The following is an 18,020-nucleotide window of genomic DNA, read 5'->3' as shown; positions in this document are numbered from 1 at the left end:
AACCGCCACCCCGTTGGGATTACGCGCCATCCGCGACCTGCGCGGCCAGGGTGGCCCGCTGAGTCATTTCCCGACCGGCATCCAGGTAGCTCATCGCACCCCGGGAGCCTGGATCATAATCGAGGACCGTCATCCCGTAACCCGGCGCCTCGCTGACCTTCACACTGCGAGGAATCACCGACCGCAGCACGATATCGCCGAAGTGTCCGCGAACCTCCTCCGCGACCTGGTCCGCCAATTTGGTGCGGCCGTCGTACATCGTGAGGATCACGGTCGAAACGTGGAGATCCGGGTTGAGGTGTGCCTGGACCAGCCCGATATTGCGGAGCAACTGACCGACACCCTCCAGGGCGTAGTACTCGCACTGGATGGGGATCAACACCTCTTTCGCCGCCACCATCGCGTTGACGGTCAGCAGACCGAGCGAAGGCGGGCAGTCGATCATGACGTAGTCGATGTCGAAGCCTGCGATATTCGCCTCCTGGATAGCGGCCTTGAGCCGCCCCTCCCTCGCCACCATCGACACCAGTTCGATCTCGGCGCCGGCGAGATCGATCGTCGCCGGAATGCACAGCAGGCGTTCACTGTGCGGACTGGTCTGAATAGCCTCCTTGACCGATACCTCGCCGATGAGCAGTTCGTAGCTCGAGGGAACACCCGAGTGGTGCTCGATACCGAGCGCCGTGCTCGCATTGCCCTGCGGATCGAGGTCGATCACGAGCACCGTCATCCCCTGGTATGCCAGGGCGGCAGCTAGATTGACGGCCGTCGTTGTCTTTCCGACCCCACCCTTTTGATTGGCAATGGTGATGATCCGTTGCTCGTGCGGTTTCGGCACAGTCACCTTTCCTGGATGCAATATCTGACTGGCGCGCTGAGCTTCGGCCGCGATCGGGGTCTCACTGGGGGAGATGTGCCCGAACGGTGTGCTTCCGAATGCTTCCGCGTCGAGATTGCTGGAGTCCAGCATCCCCGGCACGCGCGACGTCGTTTCCCGTGAAACATTCGCCGGACCGCTCGACATAGACAGCTCCTAACCCGAGAACTCAGACCACGTGCGACCGACAGAGGCCGTCGCTGTGTCTTCAACAGCTGTGCCGGATCCAAACACGATGCTCGACCTGGGACCGAGGAGTCCGACCGAGCGGACGGAGCCCGCGCCGCTGTGACACCCACATCCTCCGTGGCACCTACGCTGACGCCCGACGCTCACTAGCTTGCCAGCACTCAGCGCGATAGGAAAGCTGAATCGCGGTGCGACACAAACGACACGCGAAACTCGCGCCGAAATTCGTGCGAGTCGCCATGTTTCACATGAAACATCGATCGCGAGGCTCGGTTCGGGCACAGGCGTGGAGGGCATCCGGCTGATAGGTGGGGGATGGGTGTTGAGATGCAACAGTCAGGTGGGTACCTGGACCTTCCGATATTTTCATCACTGTGACGCAATGTTCCTACCGCAGAGAAAGTGCGGATGGTGCGTTCCCGGTTGAAGTCGCTTGCGCGGCAGGGGTGATAACAGTCACCGGGGTTCGGATATGCGTCTTGCCTGTCCCGCACGCCAATCCACTTTCCGCAGCCGCGGTTGCAGACCTGGCGAATATCGTTCGTGCACCGTGAGTGCATCGCTGCGTGAAGTCGCGCGTCGCGCGGCATCGAGTTTCACGTGAACCACGCCAGCGCGGCTCTCCTGCACAGCCGTTCATATCACGCATCGGATTGCCTAGCGCGTCAGAGGAGCCACCGCCCCGGGTCTGAACCGACTCGCCCTTCGCATGAGTGGCGGAGACGATCAGCCTCGGCCGACCGGTCGGTGCCAGAGCGGAATTCCTGTCTGCGTCGCAATGCCGCCGTCGTTCCCGAACTCCCACCCACTTACGTTTCGCCCGGTTCTACTCGATGTCGTACGTTCTCGGCCCCACTTACCGAACGTCCGACTTGCCGTCGCCTGAGTCGCGCGCATCCTGCCATCACACGGAGTCGCGCGAATGGTGGGAGCCGTGACGATGATCAAGCCGTAGAACCAATCTCGCGAAGTACTCGAAGGCTCGGCGGCCTATCGATCATCAGCACTCGGTCGGACCGGGCATCGGTCGGACCGGGCATCGGTCGGACCGGGCGTCGGTCGGACCGGGCGTCGGTCGGACCGGGCGTCGGTCGGACCGGGCGTCGGTCGGACCGGGCGTCGGTCGGACCGGGCGTCGGTCGGACCGGGCGTCGGTCGGACCGGGCATCGGTCGGACCGGGCGTCGGTCGGACCGGGCATCGGTCGGACCGGGCATCGGTCGAACCGGGCATCGGTCGAACCGGGCATCGGTCGAACCGGCAGCTGCCGACGTTGCCACAAAGCCCGCGCGGTCGGTGACGCGTTTTCTGCGCTGTTCACCGGTCCACAGTGGACAGAAGTTGCAGACACGGTCAGCGGGCGCAGCTTGGCTGTGGTGGGGCCGCCCCACCGCTCAAGACGACGATCTTCTTTTGCAGCCGCCGATTCGGGCTCGCCAATATCGTCCGTACACCATGAGACTCCCCATATCGCTTCGTGGAAGCCATGCGTCGCGAGGTACCGAGTTTCACGTGAATCGCGCCGATCCTGAGACGGCTGGTCGAGAGAACGCTGTGGCTCAGATTCGAGCTCGTCACCGCCGCGTTCTGGAGCTGGCTTCGAGCCACGGATATTCAGAGCGGTGACTGGTTCGCGAGTCCTCTCCGCGCACGGCGGAGTTGCTCACCGTTGCGCTGCTACGGATCAGTTCGGGGCGGGTAGGCGGCAGCCAGCAAGGCGGGTGCGCGATCTGATGCTGCACCGGGAGCCAAGGGGTACACCCCAGGTGATGCGACCGTCCTGGAGGTCCTGCGCCTCTACCCCGGACGTCGATAGCCGGAGCGTGGGTGGAGGACAAGGCAGCGCAGGTTCGCCGCGAAGCAATTCCGCCCCACATTGCACACTGCCATCGAACCAAAGGCCCAATCCATCATCGAACTGAGCGGCGTCCCCAGGGCCTGACTACCCAATCACGATCAGTCTTCAGTTGAGGCGGCTCCCCGCAGTGCCATCGAGTCGGCCGTCGGCATCCGATGTACGCGTACTACTTCGGAGGTTGTCGCAGCGTCCAACCCACAGTTCCTACGCGGAGTTCGATTGGTGGCGTCCGCTCGCAGCGGTGGCCCGAATCGGTGTGGACGCGTCGCATAGTCCACGTCCATCTCGAGCGAGGTCGGCCAAGTCTGGCAGCGGGCACCCCGAAACCATCGGCGAGTGTGAACTCGGTACAAGTCGACAGCGGATGGGCCAATCGGGAGAATTCGCTCCGAGTCGGCAGAGCTCCGACGGGAGCCGAAGTCAGGTGATGGACCTTCTCGTGTCGAGTGCAGATAATCCTGCGCCCGGTCCGCGATTCCCGCGCGTGGTCCGGACCTCGCCGACGAACACCCGCCGCTGAGCTCTCCGAAGGCGAGCGGTTGGGCCGCCGCCATCCTGCGGGCCAGGCCGTCAACGACCCGGGATCGACCCGCTTTCCTCGGCATCGTCGCGATACGCCGACTATTCCCCTCATAGCGGTGCGTCGGAAGCAGGCCGCTACCACGCCACCGTCTTCTGTTCGCACAGACCGCTGATCAACCATTCGTGGTCTTGTCGCTCTTTCCACATCACTGGCTCTTGTGCCGCGAAAACATCCAACGGTTGCCGTCTGGCGCTCCACTGTCAGGGCTGCGCACCCTCGCCGCACGATCGCCTCCAACCGAACACCGAAGCCAGCGGGAGCCATCCAACAGACAAGGCGAGGCGTGGGGTCACCCTCGATACGAGAGATCATCGATCCGAAGGCGGTTGACCGTCTCGCCACCCCTAATTACTCCGGCCCGATCAGTCGTCGTCCACACGTGTCGCGACGACTCTGCGTACCAATGAAATCAGAACCTCTGTCATCCGTTCCGACGAAACCGTCGACGTCCGCCCGATCGACGGGACCGCCAACGAGGACCGCGTGGATTCGCTCGACGACGCGGTGCGAGATGTCAACGTATCCACGCAGACGGTCCACTCCCACCCATTCACCTGAACACCGACTACCGCGACGGGCTCGCGGGTCAGCCGAGCGCATCTCCCAGCCCTCGACAGGTACACGGTTTCACGTGGATCATTCACCGATCAGATGTCCGGAGTCGTTCGGAAGCCGAACGCAGGGGAGTGATGCGCAACGGGAGTCGTATCCGCATGATGAAGTGCCGTCGATACCCATCCATGAACGGTCGGATGATCGCGGTCCACGGCGGCAGACCGGCCGCCAGACCTCAGCCCGGTTCTCCTGCGCAGCCGTTCGTCGAGCGCATCAGACGACCAAGGCGCTCGAACCCCGGCGGTTCCGGTGCCAAGAATTCTCGTGCGCACACCTCCGCAATGACTTCTCCGCAACCTGGCCCCGGCCGTTGCGTGCCGCCCAGATGTAGGTCGTCGGCACGCCACCTGACCGCAATGGGTGACCTGTTACCGACGACAGGTTTTTGATGATCGTGATGCCCACCCGCAAATACGTGCCACCCGCCATGGCGGTGAGCGTCCGCACCGGTCACTTTCGGAGGCGACCTCAACGCGTGGGAATCGGCGACGACACGCGCCCACCCTCGAATCGCTACGGTCTACACCGCTTCTCCGTTACCACGCCGTGTGGCCGCATCGCCGTCGCTCGCGGTCTTCGTCCGCACGCTCGGCAGCGGCATCCCGAAGCCTCGGCGGCAACGGCACCTCGGCAGCCCCCTCTCGATGACCACGTTCCATGACCACCCACGGACGCATGTTTCACGGGAAACCACGACTGACCGCAGCGCGGCAGCGGGACTCCAGGGGAGTGGCCACACCGTGAATCTTCTTTTCAGTCACCGTCCGCCGAACGTATTGGTATCCGCCACGCCTTCTTCCCAGACCGGGAATCGCTCCCCACACTGCACACTGCCATCGAACCAAAGGCTCAATCCATCATGGAGCTGAGCGGCATCCTCGGGTCGTGTCCTTACCCGATCACGATCAGTCGCCCACCTCAGTCGTCCAACACTCCGACCGTCACGCTCCCAGCGAGCAGCTCACACCCAACCAGCTGAAGCGAGCGCCAAGCGCGCGTATCCCTGGCGCCGAAAATCTCAGGGGCACCAGCCCACCCCGGGTTCGGCAGTGCCGCTCCGCCTGCCCTGCTCTGTCAGTCACCACCACCCAGCGCACCCAACTAGACCGGCGTACCCGTCAGCCCGATACCCGGTCAGCCCGATGGCCTTCTGGCCGACCACCTTCACATCGGCCAACGGCAATCCAGCCATGCGAGTCCAACTGGCGGCGCGGTCCCCGAAATCCGAGAACTACTCCAATGGGTGCGAACCCACCCCTGCGGCACAGTGTCGAACAGTCCGCCACCGACCAACGTGCCGAGGTGTACCAGCCGACAACGGCCGCCATCCCCGTTCAGAGACTGCACGAGCATGGAGCAAATGCCAGTGATGGCGGATGGCGGATGGCGGATGGCGGATGGCGGATGGCGGATGGCGGATGGCGGATGGCGGATGGCGGATGGCGGATGGCGGATGGCGGATGGCGGATGGCGGATGGCGGATGGCGGATGGCGGCAGCCTCCGGCTGCGCCGGTCGGCAGTTTGTCCCGGACGATTGTGTGCGCGCAGTCTCCGCGGATACATCTCCGAGCCGACAGCATTACTTGTCGATCGCGATCCAGGTGACGATCCAGGTGACATTGGCAGACGGAGCGCCGCTGACCGCCCTCACCACTCAAATAGGTGGAGCAACGACCTGCTTGCAACGGAGGGGGCAGCACGGCTTGGGGCGAACGGGACTTGAAACGCGCGCACTGGCAGGTGCCGACCACCCACGACGTCGCGGCAAACCTTGTGGCTCGACACGTCTCCCCTCTGCGCTGTATGACGCTCCGGTCAACACGATGCGCGTCGAGAGGCTCGATTTTTCATCACACGACACCTGTTCTGAATCGCGCCACAACGGAGGTCGCGCCACAACGGAAGTCAGAGCGAGGACCGAAGTCGATCAGCGGCTTCAAGCGTGTCCAAGTGGCACTACAAATCAGACGATCGTCGTTACCACTCCTGGGGTGGGCCGCTATCGCCATCGATGACATGTGCGGCGGCGCTTTCGGCTCATCGGGCTGCCGCGGGGATCTCGCGTCGGGCTGCCGCAGGGATCTCGCGACATTGGTCTCGACCGGGGGACCTACCAGTGCTCACGTCGAGGCCGCTGAGGGAAAAGCGGCGGCGTCCCTACGTGGGGGAGTGCCGCCCTGACTGCGGGCGGCCTACGAGGCTTTCGATCACACCGCGCAGCTGTACGCCCCGGTTCGCCGCACACGCGACCACACACTCCAGACACCGGCCCTTCCTCGATCAGTGACGGAGTTCGTACAAAAGGTCGAGAGAAGTGTCGTCACGTTCGAAATCCTCGCATCGAGCGGACGCGTATACGGATTCGTTCCGGGCGTCAGGAGATTCCTCCGCAGACGCGTCAGAAGGACCCAGAGGAATGGCAGCACCGTGATCTGGCAGCACCCTCGACGTGACGCTGTTGACCCGACTGGTGCTGACCCCTGTCGGCCAGCACCAGTCGGAGACCGCGTTGCTCGTCGGCGACGAGCAACTCACGAACACCGGGGGAGCCACCGCCACGTCTGGCCCATTGCGCTCACGAACCAACACCGGCGAGTCAGCAACCCACACGCGCGTTGATCGAACTACGCCTACCTGAGATCCCGCTCAGTCCGCACACGAAGCGCACGATCCGCCACAGCCGTGCCGCCCACGGACTACAACTCGGACTGCCGCAACCGGCCTACCCTTACGCGGACCCACCGCGCACTGTTTCACGGGAAACACAGGACAGCCGGAGACAGACCCGGAGACGGACGCGCGGACAACCCGCAAGCCCCCTCCATCAGATCGCCCACGCGATCCCGCGAACTCGCCCCATCAACTCGCCCCCTCGCCCCGCCCCTTGGCGTCCTTCCCCCGACGACCCGATCCCCCTTTCCCATGACGGTGCGACCCCCGCTCCGAGCGAGGGAGCCGGATCGCACTGATCACGACCGTCGGTGTCGACGCGATACCGGCGCCACATTGGAGGACTTCGGCATTGCCGGCACCGGCGCGAGCCAATGCCTCGCCGTCGCGCTCCAATTCCTCTGCGGCACTGGCACCTTTCAGGGCAAGCATGCGTCCGTGGTCCCGCAGGAGGGGTAGGGACCACTGAGCGAGCTTGGCGAGGGGGGCTACGGCCCGGGAGGTGACAACATCCGCGCCGCCCGCTTCTTTCATCACCCCGGATTGTTCGGCGCGGCCGCGGACGACGGTTACGTCCAGCCCGGCGGACTCGATGAATTCGCTGAGGAAGATGGTCCGGCGGAGGAGTGGCTCGACCAGGGTGATCCGAAGATCCGGTCGGGTGATGGCGAGCGGGATGCCGGGCAGTCCGGCGCCGCTGCCGATATCGACGACGGTCGCGCCTTCGGGAATCAATTCACCGATGACAGCGCAGTTGAGGATGTGACGATCCCAGAGTCGCGGAACCTCCCGGGGGCCGATCAGTCCGCGCTCCACCCCGGCGCTGGCCAACGCGAGATAGTACCGGCGGGCGATCTCCAACCGGTCGCCGAAGATGACGGCAGCCTCGGCGGGCGGCTCCGACTCGGCAGACATTGCGGCGCTTCCATCGAGATCTCGTTCCACGTGAAACATCCCTTCCCAGCTCGAGTCGATCACAGGCATACCTCCGATGACGGATTTCCGCAGCCGGGGGAGCGGGCCGATATCAGATATGGAGAGGGCCTCCGATCCGAAGATCGGAGGCCCATCCACTCAATTTCGTCAGGGTGACGAAATTCGTCCACACTGAGAGTCATACGAAATCAGGCTGGAACAACGACCACGTGACGGTTCGGCTCCACGCCTTCGCTCTCGCTGCTGACACCCTCGACGGCCGCGACCGCATCGTGCACGATCTTGCGTTCGAAGGGGGTCATCGCGGCGAGCGGTTCCGCCGCGCCGGATTCCAGCACCCGCTGGGCCGCGGCGGTACCGAGGGCGCTCAGCTCCTCGCGACGCTTGGCCCGCCACCCCGCCACATCCAACATCAGCCGACTGCGGACGCCGGTCGTCTGCTGAACGGCGAGGCGGGTGAGCTCTTGGAGCGCGTCCAGCACCTCACCGTTGTGGCCGACCAGCTTCGACAGATCGCGGCCGCCGTCGATGCTCACGATGGCACGATCGCCCTCGACGTCGAGATCGATATCACCATCGAAATCCAAAACGTCGAGTAACTGCTCGAGGTAATCGCCGGCGATCTCGCCCTCTTCGATCAGGGCTTCCTCGGCGTCGTTCGCGACGTCGTCGGGCTCCGTCCCGGCGTTCACCATCGTCGTCGCCACTGTGGCGTCCCCTCCGTCGGTCTCAACAGTCATTTGATTTCCTTCATCTGCTCGTCACGCACGCCTGGCGACCGCCGCCCGGTGGTACGCGATCAAGGGGTTGCTCAGGGAATCAGCGGGCCTCGCGGGCCGGGCCGATCAACGTTCAGCGCCGCCGCTTCTGGTTGGCGCGGCCCCGGTTGCCCGGACGCTTCTGGCCACCGGGCCTGCGCTGTCCGGACCCGCGGCTACCGTTCTTCGCGGTGCCGTTCGTCGAGGGCTCCGCCTGCGCGGGCACATCGTCGACGGGGACATCATCGGTGACCGCCGTGTCGGATTTCTTCTTGGTGCTGACCGGTTTCACACCCGGTTTCGGTGCGTTCTGCGCTCGCAATTCGAGCTTGGCCTGCTTCTTCTCTTCTTCTTCCTTGGCCATCCGACCGAAGACGAGATGCTGCTGCCCGTAAGTCCAAATATTGTTCGACACCCAGTAGAGCAGGATCGCGATGGGCAGGAACGGACCACCGACGAGCACACCGAGCGGGAAGACCCACAGCGCGAGCTTGTTCATCATCGCGGCCTGCGGGTTCGCGGCGGCCTCGGGAGTCTGACGGGCGACGGATGCGCGGGCGTTGAAGTGGGTCGCCAGACCGGCGATCACCATCAGCGGAATCGCGACCAGCGCGATGCTCAGCTTGGACGGGATACCGCCGTAGTCGGCGAAGGCCTGGAGTTCCGCGGTGGGGGTGGTGATGAAGGCGGAGATGGGGGCGCCGAAGATACGGGCGCCGAGGAAGGACTGGACATCGGCCGCGCTGAAGACGTAGTTCGCGGTATTGGCGTTCTCCTCGGGCGACATTCCGAGTTGACCGAATCCATGGCCGGTCCGGTTGAACGAGCGCAGGACGTGGAACAGACCGATGAAGACCGGCACCTGGGCCAGGACCGGCAGGCAGCCCATGAGCGGGTTGAAGCCGTTGTCCTTCTGGAGCTTCTGCATCTCCAGCGCCATCTTCTGGCGGTCGTTCTTGTATTTCTTCTGCAACTCCTTGATCTGGGGCTGCAATTCCTGCATCTGTTTGGTGGTGCGGACCTGCTTCACGAACGGCTTGTACAGCAGCACGCGCAGCGTGAATACCAGGAACACCACGGCGAGTGACCAGGTGAGTCCGTTATCCGGACCGAGGCCGGGGATGGCCGCGAAGACTCGGTGCCAGAACCACAAGATCCAGGACACCGGGTAATAAATGAAGTCGAGCACGGCTCTATGCACTCCCGTCGTTCGTGTCGCCGACCACCGCGCGCGGTGATCCTTTACAAGCGTGTGGTGCCGAGCCCACAGGGTCGGCGACCGCCTCGTTCCGGTCGCGTCCGCGACGCTCCGGGACGGGGTCCCACCCACCAGGGTGCCAGGGCGCACATTTGGCCAGTCGCACGACCGTCAATCCGAGGCCGACGACCAGCCCACGGGTGCGTAGCGCGGTGACCGCGTATTCACTGCAACTCGGGGTGAAGCGACAGACCGGCATCCGCGTGGGGGAGACGTAGGTCCGGTACAGCTCGATGAGGAAGATCAGCGCCCGCGCCGGTAGCCGACCCAGCGTCGCGAGGGGGCTCACGACCGATCACCCGACCCACGGGTCGTATCGAGTGTGCCCCCGGGGTACTCCGAGGGGAGCGGCGACACGTCGAGTTTGCGCAGCGCGCCCCGGATCTGGCGGAGCAACTCGGCCGAATCGGCGTCCGCCGCACCGGGCAGTGCCCTGATGACGACGTCGGCCTCGGCGGTGAGTTCCGGAATCACCTGGGCGCACATATGACGCAGGCGGCGGGCCACCCGGTGTCGTATCACCGCGGGGCCCACCGCCTTGCTGACAATCAATCCGAACCTCGGTCCGCCGATGCGCACCATCGATCCGGCGACTACCGGATCGCTGTTTCGTCCACTCGCGCCGACGAATCCGTCGTACCCGTGCACAAGCGCGTGTACGACCAGATCTCGTCTCCCGACTCGCTGGCCGCGGCGCACCGTCCGGGAGAAGTCGGCACGATGATGCAACCGATACGGCTCAGGCAACACCCGAGCGTCCGAAAGCGAGGATCAGGCAGTGAGTTCGGAGCGGCCCTTACGGCGGCGCGCCGAAACGATGGCGCGACCCGCACGGGTCCGCATCCTGAGGCGGAAGCCGTGAACCCGCGCCCGACGACGGTTGTTCGGCTGGAACGTCCGCTTGCCCTTGGCCACGGTCAACACTCCTCGAGTTGTTGGGCACCTACGGTGCCCGAAGCTTTGTCATTGATATGCGCGACGAATCGCTTGGTAGGTCATCCTCGGCGCGCGTCGGTCCTGGCGCACAGTCGGTCGTCGAACCAACAGTTCTCGAACCACACCGGCGATCCGTCGCTAGGACAGAGCCAGCACAGAACCGCCACCGCACCAAGGGGTGACTGTACGAGGGTACTGACCGTCCCCCGGAGGGTCAAACTCGGCCCACCTGTCGGGTTCGCGGTCCGACCTGCGCGGTTCCCGTCGAGAAGGGAGCGACACCCACCCGCGATGGTGAGTTCGTCCACACCCCTGTGCGTACGCTACCGCAAGCGCCACTCGGCGTTGCCGAAAGTTTGCCGAAGAACCCCTGGTACAGGCCTTTCACAGGCCGAATCCACGACAGATCCGGATTTCCCCAGGGTTGTCCACATCTGTGGATAATTGTGTGGAAAGACCCCTGGAGTGGCATATTCGTAGGGCCGACGGCGCCCACGCCGCCGCCCGCAACCGGGGGAACAGAGCAGAGACCGACCCGGTTTCGGTTGTACGCGGGATCACCATATCGACCATCGACGGTAGATGTCCGCGCACCCCGGCCGTCTGCTCCTATCGACCTACTTCCGGGGAGGAAACTGCATGGACGACGAGCAGAACGTGTTGGCCACGGTGTGGCCCGAGGTGATCGCCGAACTCACCACCGGTTCTGCCGACGGGACGATCCCCGCGGTGACACGCGCGCAGCAGGCCTGGCTGAAACTGGTCAAGCCGATCACTGTCGCCCAGGGTTTCGCGCTGCTTTCGGTCCCCTCGTCGCTGGCCCAGGAGGCCATCGAACGCGATCTGCGCGAACCGATCCTGCGCTCGCTGGGCAGGCGACTCGGCCCCCAGGTAGAAGGTCTCGGGGTGCGCATCGCCGCACCGGCGACCCCGACGCCCGACCGGCCCGGCGCCAACCCCCGGCACGCGCGGATGACGAGCAGGCCCGAGCGGGCACGCGAGACACCCCGCGCCCAGGGGGGCGAATTCCCTGGTCGCGGCGATTACGGAACGCCGCGCTACGCCGCGCCCGCCGATTACGTCCCGACGCCGGAGTATCCGGGCACCCGCGAATACGCGCAGGCGACCGAATACTCGCCCGCCCAGGAATACGCGCCCGCGCCGGAATACCCGGTGGACGACTACCCGACGAACACCTACCAGGTTCCGCCCCAACTCGACTACCCGGGAACGGGCGGCTCGGAAGGGCATCCGCCGCAGCGTCGCGACGGCGCACAGCCATCCCGCCCCGGCCCGGCCGGCCAGGAATCGCTGTTCTCGCCCGAAACCGGACCGATGCGGATGGCCGGGCGCTCGCCGGTACGCGAACACGACGACGACCAGGCCGTCACGGCCGCGCACGACTCGGTCCGCGAACCGGAACCGTCTCCGCGCGGCGACGAAGAACCGGTGGTCAGCGTCCGCAATTCCTGGCCGACCTATTTCAACAAGAGCCAGGAATCCCCGCAGCCCTCCTCCTCGACCAGCCTGAACGCCAAGTACACGTTCGAGACCTTCGTCATCGGCGCATCCAACCGGTTCGCGCACGCGGCGGCGGTCGCCATCGCCGAAGCACCGGCGCGCGCGTACAACCCGCTGTTCGTCTGGGGCGCCTCCGGCCTCGGCAAAACCCATCTCCTGCACGCGGCGGGGCACTACGCGCAGCGACTTTTCCCCGGTATGCGGGTGAAATACGTCTCCACCGAGGAATTCACCAACGACTTCATCAACAGCCTGCGTGACGACCGCAAGGTCGCGTTCAAGCGCAGGTATCGCGAAACCGACATCCTGCTGGTCGACGACATCCAGTTCATCGAGGGCAAGGAAGGTATCCAGGAGGAGTTCTTCCACACCTTCAACACCCTGCACAACGCCAACAAACAGATCGTCGTCTCCTCGGACCGTCCGCCGAAACAACTGGCGACGCTGGAGGAACGACTGCGGACCAGGTTCGAATGGGGCCTGATCACCGATGTGCAGCCGCCGGAGTTGGAGACCCGCATCGCGATTCTGCGCAAGAAGGCGCGGATGGACCGGCTCGATGTGCCGCACGACGTCATGGAACTGATCGCGAGCCGGGTCGAGCGCAATATCCGCGAACTCGAGGGCGCGCTCATCCGGGTGACCGCGTTCGCCTCGCTCAACGGCCAACCGCTGGATCTGCCGCTGGCCGAGGTGGTGTTACGCGATCTGATGCCGGAGACGGCGGCGCTCGAGATCAACGCGGCCACGATCATGGCCGTGACCGCGGAGTACTTCAACACCACGCTCGAGGAACTCACCGGCCCGGGTAAGGCCCGTCCGCTGGCCCAGGCGCGTCAGATCGCGATGTACCTGTGCCGCGAGCTCACGGACCTGTCACTGCCGAAGATCGGCCAGGCGTTCGGCCGCGACCACACCACGGTGATGTACGCGGAGAAGAAGGTCCGCAAGGAGATGACCGAACGGCGCCGGGTCTACGACCAAGTTCAAGAACTCACAGCCCGAATCAAGCAACGCTCGCGCTGATTTTCCACTAACACCCCCAGCACCGCCCCTGACCAGGGGCGGTGCTTTTTTGTGGGTTGTGGATTCCTCGAGGAATTCCTGTGGATTCCTCGAGGAATCCACCGGTTGTGCACCGTTTCGTCCACAGGTGGGGGCGTCGGCGTCGTTCACAGGACTCACAGGCAGTAGTCCCCAACTTCCACAGCCGAATCCACACACAGGCACTGACCAGGCGATCTGGGAAGTTGCGCTTGTGGATTCCTCGAGGAGTCCCTGTGGACTCCTCGAGGAATCCTCGAGTTGTCCACGGTTCGGTGCACATGTGTGCACAACCGGGTGAATATGGTGGAACAACTCGAGGAGCACTCGAGGATGAACATGGGACAAGTTCCGGGTCTCCACAGACGCCTCGTGTTCATCCTCGAGTCACCCCACGGCCATCCCCACGGCACCACACCCTGTGACCTGCGGATACGGCCTCAGTCCACAGATTCCACAGCGCCTACTACTACTTCATTTCTTCTCATTAAGAATCTCTCTTGAAAACAGGCTGTGTGGAAACTCGGTCGGGACGTGTCAGCTCGTGAGGCACTCGGTTTCGAGAAGCAAGGAGGAAGGGACCGAGGCGATGCTCGATCGAGGAACCGCTCGGCCTCCTCCGCGTCGCCTCGGCCCATTCGGCGAAACGCCCACGAAGCGTCGACAGCGGGTCGGACTATGTACTCGCGACGGACGCGGGTACGGTTTGGTGTCGGTCGCCTGTGCCACACTGCGGGGGCGGACGATCCAGCACCCCTCACGAGAACCACAGCTGACGAGCCGACACGGATCACGGAACTGGGAGAGGAAATTCGGGCGATGGAGCTTGCAAGCATGAAGTTTCGGGTCGCCCGGGAGGATTTCGCCGAATCCGTCGCCTGGGTGGCGCGCAGCCTGCCGTCCCGGCCGCCCGTTCCCGTACTCGGCGGCGTGCTGCTGGTCGCCGACGAGGACGGGCTGACCGTTTCCGGCTTCGACTACGAGGTCTCCGCCCAGATGCGGGTGGCGGCCGAGGTAGCGGGCCCCGGCGAGGTTCTGGTCTCCGGGCGTCTGCTCGCCGACATCACCAAGGCGTTGTCCAACAAACCCGTCGACGTCTCGGTGGACGGGACGCGGGTGTTGATCTCCTGTGGCAGCGCGAAATTCTCGCTGCCCACCATGCCCGTCGAGGACTATCCACAACTGCCCGAGGTGCCGCAGCAGACCGGCGAACTGGCTGTGGATGTGTTCTCCGGGGCGGTTTCCCAGGTCGCCGTCGCCGCGGGGCGCGACGACACGCTGCCGATGCTCACCGGCATCCGGGTCGAGATCGAGGGCTCACGTGTCGTCCTCGCGGCCACCGACCGGTTCCGGCTCGCGGTGCGCCACATCGAATGGAAGCCGAACAACAGCGATATCGAGACATCGGTGCTGATTCCGGCGCGCACGCTGTCCGAGGCCGCCAAGACGCTCGGTCCGTCCGATGCTCCCGTGCAGTTGTCGCTCGGCTCCGGTTCCGGCTCAGAGGGCCTGCTCGGCATCGTGAACGGCGGCCGCCGCACCACCACGCGACTGCTCGACGCGGAATTCCCCAAGTTCCGCCAATTGCTCCCCAAGGAGCACACCTCCATCGCCACGCTCGCCGTGTCCGCGCTGACCGAGGCCATCAAGCGCGTCGCACTCGTCGCCGAGCGCGGCGCCCAGGTGCGTCTGGAGTTCTCCACAGAGGGTCTGCTGCTGTCGGCGGGCGGGGACGACGCGGGGCGCGCCGAGGAGTGGATCGAGGCCGACTTCCGCGGCGAATCCCTCACCATCGCCTTCAATCCCGGCTATCTGGTCGACGGACTGTCCGCGCTGCACGCCGATCGCGTCACGTTCGGATTCACCACTCCCAGTCGTCCCGCGGTGCTGCTGCCCGCGGGGGAGGAAGAACCCGAAGTACTCGATTCCGGCGCCTTCGCGGCGCTGGCCAGCCCGTACATCTACCTGTTGATGCCGGTTCGGCTTCCGGGCTGAGCGCCTGTGCACAAACGGGTTCCATCGGGGCCGGGCCGGGTTTCGGGCGCGACGGTATAGCGCATGTTCATCCGAGCGCTGTCGCTGCGTGATTTTCGTTCCTGGGAACATGCCGAAATCGAGTTATCCCCAGGCCGAACGGTTTTCTTGGGATCGAACGGTAACGGCAAGACCAACCTGCTCGAAGCGATCGGCTACCTGGCGACCTTGGGCTCGCATCGAGTCGCGGCCGACGCACCCCTCATCCGTATGGGTGCCGACCGCGCTCGGATCGGCGCGACGGTGGTCAACAGCGGTCGGGAACTGCGCATCGACCTGGACCTGAACCAGGGCGCGGCCAATCGCGGCCAGATCAACCGGTCACCGGTCCGCAGGCCGAGGGAAATCCTGGGGATCCTGCACACGGTGTTGTTCGCCCCGGAGGATCTGGCGCTGGTGCGCGGCGATCCGGGGGAGCGCCGCCGGTTCCTCGACGAGTTGTGCACAGCCCGGCTGCCCAGACTCGCCGGTGTCCGCGCCGATTACGAGCGGGTCCTCCGGCAGCGCTCCGCCCTGTTGAAAACCGCTGGGCGACAAGCACGGTCGAAATCGGACCTGAGCACCCTCGATGTGTGGGACGGGCACCTGGCCGAACACGCCGCGGTGCTGCTCGCGCAGCGACTGCGTCTCGTGCACGACCTGTATCCCCATCTGGCGCAGTCGTATCGGTCCATCGCGCCCGAATCCCGCTCGGCCGCAATCGGTTATCGCAGCTCTTATCTGCCACCCGAATGGCTCGATCCCGCGCGTGAACCACAGCAGGACGACGCCGTGGCCTTGGAGGCCATCGTGTTGCGCGAACTCGGCGTCGCCCGGACCAAGGAACTCGATCGAGGCGTATGCCTGGTCGGGCCGCACCGCGACGATCTCGACCTGATGCTCGGGGAGGCGCCGGCGAAGGGGTTCGCCAGTCACGGCGAGTCGTGGTCCTTCGCCCTCGCTCTGCGCCTGGGCGCCTTCGAACTGCTGCGCAGTACCGGCGCGGAACCGGTGCTGCTGCTCGACGATGTGTTCGCCGAACTGGATCGGCGTAGGCGAACGGCGCTGGCTCAGGTAGCGGCAGGCGCCGAACAGGTGTTGATCACCGCCGCCGTCGCCGAGGACGTGCCGGGGGAGTTGGCCGCGACGCCGCTGCGGGTCGAGACGAGCGGAGACACCGCGCGGCGGATATCGCGGATCGCGCGGGGAACGCATGGGGAGGGCACCACCAGCACGGCTGCCACCGCAGGCGCGGCCCAGCCTGGAGCAGCCGCTACCACCACAACCGATGTCACCGCCGGCGAGGCCACTACCGCCGCCGAGGCTGAACCCGTTGGCACAGCCGAGCTCGATGACGCGGCAGACACCGTTGGCACAGCCGAACCCATTGGCACAGCCGAACCCGCTGACACAGCCGAACCCGCTGACACAGCCGAACTCGCAGATACGGTCGACACCGCCGAACCCGGTACTTCTCGGTTCGTCGGCGGTGAGGACGATCGTTCCGTCGCTGATTCCCTCGAAGTCGCCGACAACGGAAGCCCGCGCTGAGTAATCCCGCGAGCGATCGGTCAGTCCGGGAGGGGGGCCGGACCGAACGGCAGCGCTGTTCGGCCCGCGGACAAAATGTGATCTACGTCGAATCTATACACAGAAATGCCGTTGTTTATCCACATCTGGGGATGAAATCGGCGGCGACCCCATCATCTGGTGGTCCGAGAATCACCCCGGCACTATCGAACATCGATCGTTGAAAAGTGGCGTGCCGCGCGCTGTCGGTCACGGCGTGAGCTCCCGTAGAGTTGCCCCGAGATTCGGTCCTGCTCAGCCATGCCCAGTTATCCACAGGGTCTGTGGATAACTGGGCATGGCTGTGGATCTTCCGCACCTGCGGAAATTGCCCCCGTTCGGACCGCAATCAGATGGAAATACGTGGTGACGGGGGCGAACGTATGTTCGACGGGGCTGCTCGGCGGTGCTTCGACCACCTGTTTCGGGTCGATGCGGGCCGTGCGGAGGCTGGGGACAAAGTAGGCGGAACTGGGGACAAACCCGGTGCGAGGGCGGACGGAGCGTGCCGATGACCGACCAGTCGGAGCCGAGCTCGGGGGCTGAGCAGCCCGGCGGAGAGCCCGAATTGCGTGGGATCGATCTGGCCCGTCGCGCCTTGGAAGAGGCTCGTGCCGCCGCGCGCGCCAGCGGTAAATCCGTCGGACAGGGCCGGGCTTCGCCCAAACGACTGCGGACCGGGGCGCGACGACGTACGGGGTGGTCGGGTGCGCGCCCGGACGAGCGTGATCCCCAGCCACTGTTCAAACTGGCCGGGTCGATCGCGAAGAACCGGGGGTGGTCGGCCAAGGTCGCCGAGGGGATGGTTTTCGGGCGTTGGTCCGCCGTGGTCGGTGAGGACATCGCCTCGCACGCCACCCCGGTCACGCTCAAGGACGGCGTGTTGAGCATCGCGGCGGAATCCACCGCGTGGGCCACACAGCTGCGAATGTTGCAGTCCCAGATCCTCGCGAAGATCAATGCCGCCGTCGGCCACGGCGTGGTGACCTCGGTCAAGATTTCCGGACCCGTCGCGCCGAGTTGGCGCAAAGGGGAGCGGCACATCAGGGGACGCGGTCCGCGCGACACCTACGGGTAGGTCCTCCGGATGGGTCGTCGAAGCCGCGACATCTATCTGGTACTTGATGTTACGTTTATGTGGATATCCACAGGCTCGGCGCGACCGCGTGCGAGTTTCACGTGGAACGCTCCGA

At 65.1% G+C, this 18,020-nt stretch carries 10 protein-coding genes and 1 pseudogene; 4 read left to right on the top strand and 7 right to left on the bottom strand.

The features are described 5' to 3' along the window. Positions 1–19: 19 nt before the first annotated feature. From DAT37_RS02410 to rpmH, 7 genes are all read right to left on the bottom strand, one after another. On the bottom strand, positions 20–970 hold the full coding sequence (locus tag DAT37_RS02410; RefSeq protein ID WP_232839490.1) for a ParA family protein: 951 nt from the start codon (positions 968–970) through the stop codon (positions 20–22). A gap of 6,011 nt (positions 971–6,981) precedes the next feature. After that, positions 6,982–7,746 (bottom strand): 16S rRNA (guanine(527)-N(7))-methyltransferase RsmG, encoded by a 765-nt coding sequence (gene rsmG, locus DAT37_RS02395; protein WP_109523240.1) that lies wholly within the window; start codon positions 7,744–7,746, stop codon positions 6,982–6,984. Positions 7,747–7,916: 170 nt separating this feature from the next. Continuing rightward, entirely contained in the window at positions 7,917–8,423 is a 507-nt protein-coding gene (locus tag DAT37_RS02390) for a Jag family protein (protein ID WP_232839489.1), read from the bottom strand. 157 nt (positions 8,424–8,580) lie between these two features. Continuing rightward, positions 8,581–9,675 (bottom strand): membrane protein insertase YidC, encoded by a 1,095-nt coding sequence (yidC, locus tag DAT37_RS02385; protein WP_109522961.1) that lies wholly within the window; start codon positions 9,673–9,675, stop codon positions 8,581–8,583. 4 nt (positions 9,676–9,679) lie between these two features. Next, the gene (yidD, locus tag DAT37_RS02380) at positions 9,680–10,033 is read right to left on the bottom strand and encodes a membrane protein insertion efficiency factor YidD (protein WP_109522960.1); all 354 of its coding nucleotides are present in this window, start codon (positions 10,031–10,033) and stop codon (positions 9,680–9,682) included. Next, a complete protein-coding gene (rnpA, locus tag DAT37_RS02375; protein WP_109522959.1) occupies positions 10,030–10,494 on the bottom strand; it encodes a ribonuclease P protein component in 465 nt (154 codons plus the stop codon). Before rnpA ends, yidD begins: the two co-directional genes overlap by 4 nt. Before the next feature lie 21 nt (positions 10,495–10,515). Continuing rightward, positions 10,516–10,659 carry a 50S ribosomal protein L34 gene (gene rpmH / locus DAT37_RS02370; protein ID WP_071932098.1) on the bottom strand — a complete coding sequence of 48 codons (144 nt, stop codon included), beginning with the start codon at positions 10,657–10,659 and terminating at the stop codon, positions 10,516–10,518. Positions 10,660–11,319: 660 nt separating this feature from the next. Here rpmH and dnaA point away from each other — a divergent pair. The 4 genes and pseudogenes from dnaA (at position 11,320) to DAT37_RS02350 (ending at position 17,905) form a co-directional block, all read left to right on the top strand. Next, complete coding sequence (gene dnaA / locus DAT37_RS02365; RefSeq protein WP_109522958.1) at positions 11,320–13,227, top strand: chromosomal replication initiator protein DnaA; 1,908 nt, start codon at positions 11,320–11,322, stop codon at positions 13,225–13,227. A gap of 837 nt (positions 13,228–14,064) precedes the next feature. Continuing rightward, entirely contained in the window at positions 14,065–15,240 is a 1,176-nt protein-coding gene (gene dnaN / locus DAT37_RS02360; RefSeq protein ID WP_109522957.1) for a DNA polymerase III subunit beta, read from the top strand. Positions 15,241–15,303: 63 nt separating this feature from the next. Beyond that, a pseudogene (recF, locus tag DAT37_RS02355) lies at positions 15,304–16,458 on the top strand (DNA replication/repair protein RecF); the annotation flags it as partial. A gap of 880 nt (positions 16,459–17,338) precedes the next feature. Continuing rightward, entirely contained in the window at positions 17,339–17,905 is a 567-nt protein-coding gene (locus DAT37_RS02350; RefSeq protein ID WP_109522956.1) for a DUF721 family protein, read from the top strand. The last annotated feature ends 115 nt before the right edge of the window (positions 17,906–18,020 follow it).

Source organism: Nocardia aurea, from assembly GCF_003123685.1.
In the GTDB taxonomy this organism is placed as follows: Bacteria; Actinomycetota; Actinomycetes; order Mycobacteriales; family Mycobacteriaceae; genus Nocardia; species Nocardia aurea.
This window is presented reverse-complemented; position numbering and strand designations above follow the sequence as displayed.